3 protein-coding genes are annotated in these 3,070 nt (G+C 49.4%); 1 reads left to right on the forward strand and 2 read right to left on the reverse strand.

Translation table 11 applies throughout. The features are described 5' to 3' along the window. Positions 1–37: 37 nt before the first annotated feature. Together Q0389_RS08495 and Q0389_RS08500 are read right to left on the reverse strand one after the other, a co-directional pair. The gene (locus Q0389_RS08495; protein ID WP_298693480.1) at positions 38–895 is read right to left on the reverse strand and encodes a flagellar motor protein MotB; all 858 of its coding nucleotides are present in this window, start codon (positions 893–895) and stop codon (positions 38–40) included. A 14-nt stretch (positions 896–909) separates the two neighbouring features. Beyond that, a complete protein-coding gene (locus tag Q0389_RS08500; RefSeq protein WP_298693481.1) occupies positions 910–1,677 on the reverse strand; it encodes a MotA/TolQ/ExbB proton channel family protein in 768 nt (255 codons plus the stop codon). A gap of 123 nt (positions 1,678–1,800) precedes the next feature. On the opposite strand from Q0389_RS08500, the gene glmU reads away from it, so the two are divergent. Then, positions 1,801–3,070, forward strand: a 1,270-nt coding sequence (glmU, locus tag Q0389_RS08505) for a bifunctional UDP-N-acetylglucosamine diphosphorylase/glucosamine-1-phosphate N-acetyltransferase GlmU (protein WP_298693482.1), incomplete at its 3' end; no start/stop codon positions are given.

Genomic DNA, 3,070 nt, shown 5'->3' on the forward strand with positions numbered 1-3,070 from the left:
GGAACGAGCAATAATAAAAAGAAAAATATTCGCCGCATTATTGCGCTTGTGCCGGAGTATCTAATGCGGGTGCTTCACCGACGTTCCCATTCGCAGCGGCCGGAGCGGCCTCTGCTGCGGCACCCGTATCGGCAGGCTGGTCTAAAACCGTTTTCTCGACGGCTGTTTTCTTCGCCGACTTGGTACCGAAGAAATGGAGCTCTACCCGACGGTTCTTTTCCCGCCCTTCAGGAGTCGCATTGCTGGCAATCGGGCGGTACTGTGAAAAACCTGCCGCATGAAGACGCTCCGGCATTATCCCGTCGATCATCAACTCTTCCAACACCGCAATCGCACGGGCGGTTGAGAGTTCCCAGTTGTCCCGATACGGACTGTTGCGCCCCGGAGAAGTATCGTCGGTATGTCCGCGAACGCTCACTTCGACGTCATTGGGCAATTCCCCGACGATCAAAGCGATCCGTTTCAAAAAGAGCAGCGCGTCTTCGTTTTCGATTTTCGCACTTCCCTCTTTAAAGAGTAACGATGCGGGAAGCTGAATTACAAAACCGTCCTGAGACTCTTCAAGGCTGACGGAGGGGCCTTTCCCTTTTTCGCGCATCTCGTTGCTTTCGCTAATCGCTTCGGTGATACGGTTCACCATTTCACTGGATTCGCTTTGGGTTTCAATCGGCGTCGATTCTTGAATGCGCTGCTTAGAGATTTCCGTTTTCGATCCCCCCTCCAATACGCTCATGGCTCCGGCGAGAGAACCGATCGCTTCGGAGACTTTTTTGGCATCCATAGACGACATCGAAAGAAGCAAAACGAAGAAACACAGCAACAAGGACATCAAGTCCCCGAATGCCGCAAGCCATTCCGGCATACATTCGGGACAATCAGGACATTTTTTACCCATTTAGCATCCGTCCATTAAGAATCAAACTGACTAACCCGTTCAGCAGGGGGGAGATATGAGAGAAGCTTTGCTTCCAACGTACGGGGATTGTCTCCGGCTTGAATCGACATAATCCCTTCCAAAATAAGCTGTTTGGTCAAATCCTCATCCGCATTTCGGATATTTAAAATATTCGCTATCGGACCACCGAAAATATTACCGATCATCGCACCGTATAAAGTCGTCAACAACGCAACCGCCATTGAAGGACCGATCGCACTAGGGTCTGCCATGTTCAAAAGCATCGCGACCAGACCGATCAGAGTACCGATCATCCCCATCGCACCCGCGAGTCCCGACCATGTACTGAAAATAGCGGCATTCCCGGCATGGCGGGCACTCGTTTGTTCCATCTCGATTTCCAGCAGTGCACGGATCGTATCGGGTTCATTCCCGTCGACCGCCATCGAAAGCCCTTTTTTCAAAAACTTGTTCTCTTCGGCATTTGCAACCGCTTCGAGCGCCAAAATACCGTCGCGACGTGCCTGAGTCGCATAATTTACCAGTTTTTGGATGATTTCGGGTTTGTTATCGATAGTCGGCTTGATTGCGATCATGAAAATTTTGACGAAAATTTTCATTTGCTCCATCTTAAATGCGATTAACAACGCACCGATGGAACCCCCGACAACGATCAAAACAGATGGAATATCGATATAAGGACCGATACCGACACCCATTGCCATTGCCGAAACCAGCAAACCAAGAACCAAGACTAATCCGATAACCGTACCTAAGTCCATTCACATCCCTTGAAATCTATCTAGGCTATTTAAAGTGCTTATGATACCACAAGTTCAACGGGTATCTCGATTAAATTAATGGAATTTTGCTAAGATTACGACAATTATTCCTCAGGAGATTTTATGAGCCTTTCTATCGTTATCCTTGCCGCCGGAAAAGGGAGCCGTATGAAATCGCCCAAGGCGAAAGTGCTTCATGAAATCTGCGGGCGCGAGATGCTTTACTACAGTATCAAGGCCGCACGAGAGATTAGCGATGACGTTATTGTCGTAGTTGCGCATCAAAAAGAGGCCGTCACCGCTGCAATGGAAAAACATTTCACAGGCTTGACGTTTGTTACCCAAGATGCCGATAACTTTCCGGGAACGGGCGGTGCGATGATGGGAGTCAAACCGAGATACGATGACGTCCTTGTCCTCAACGGCGATATGCCGCTGATAAAGCGCTCTTCCATCGAAAAATTCCTTGCTAATCCCGCCGATATCGTCATGTCGGTCATCTCGCTCGACAACCCGAGCGGATACGGACGCGTCGTCATCGAAAACAACTCCGTTTTGAGAATTGTCGAAGAAAAAGACGCTTCGGAGCACGAAAAAGCGATCAATACCGTCAATGCGGGTGTTTATGCCTTTAAACACCACGTACTGCAAACCTATATCCCTCGATTGTCCAACGCCAACGCCCAAGGGGAGTATTACCTCACCGACGTTATCGAGATGGCACGCAATGACGCTTTGAGTATTGCTCCACTGTATGTCGAAGAGGTGGAATTCAAAGGGGTCAATTCGAAAAACGATCTCGCCGGAGCCGAAATGATTATGATGGATCGACTCCGCCGCCTTTGGATGGATGCGGGGGTAATTATGCATCTGCCTGAGACGATCTATATCGAAGAGGGGGTAAGATTCGAAGGAGAATGTATCGTCGAAAACGGTGCGCGCCTTTGCGGAAATACCCTCATTGCACATTCGCATATCAAAGCGCACAGTGTAATCGAGGAGAGTATTATCCGTGACTCCGATATCGGACCGATGGCACACATCCGTCCCTCAAGCATTATCACCGGGACCCATATCGGAAATTTCGTCGAAGTGAAAAAATCGACTCTTACAGAGGTCAAAGCCGGCCATTTGAGTTATCTGGGCGATGCCGTTATCGATTCCGGCACCAATATCGGAGCGGGAACCATCACCTGTAACTACGACGGGATTAAAAAGTATCAGACCATTATCGGAAAAAATGTCTTTGTCGGGAGCGACACACAGCTCGTAGCTCCCGTAGAGATTGCCGATAACGTCATGATTGCCGCGGGGACAACGGTCACGGCGGGAAAATACGAAAGCGGCCTTCTGATCCTCAGCCGTACCCCGATCAAAAAAATCTCCGGTTTCT

It is taken from the genome of uncultured Sulfuricurvum sp. (assembly GCF_937936435.1).
GTDB lineage: Bacteria > Campylobacterota > Campylobacteria > Campylobacterales > Sulfurimonadaceae > Sulfuricurvum.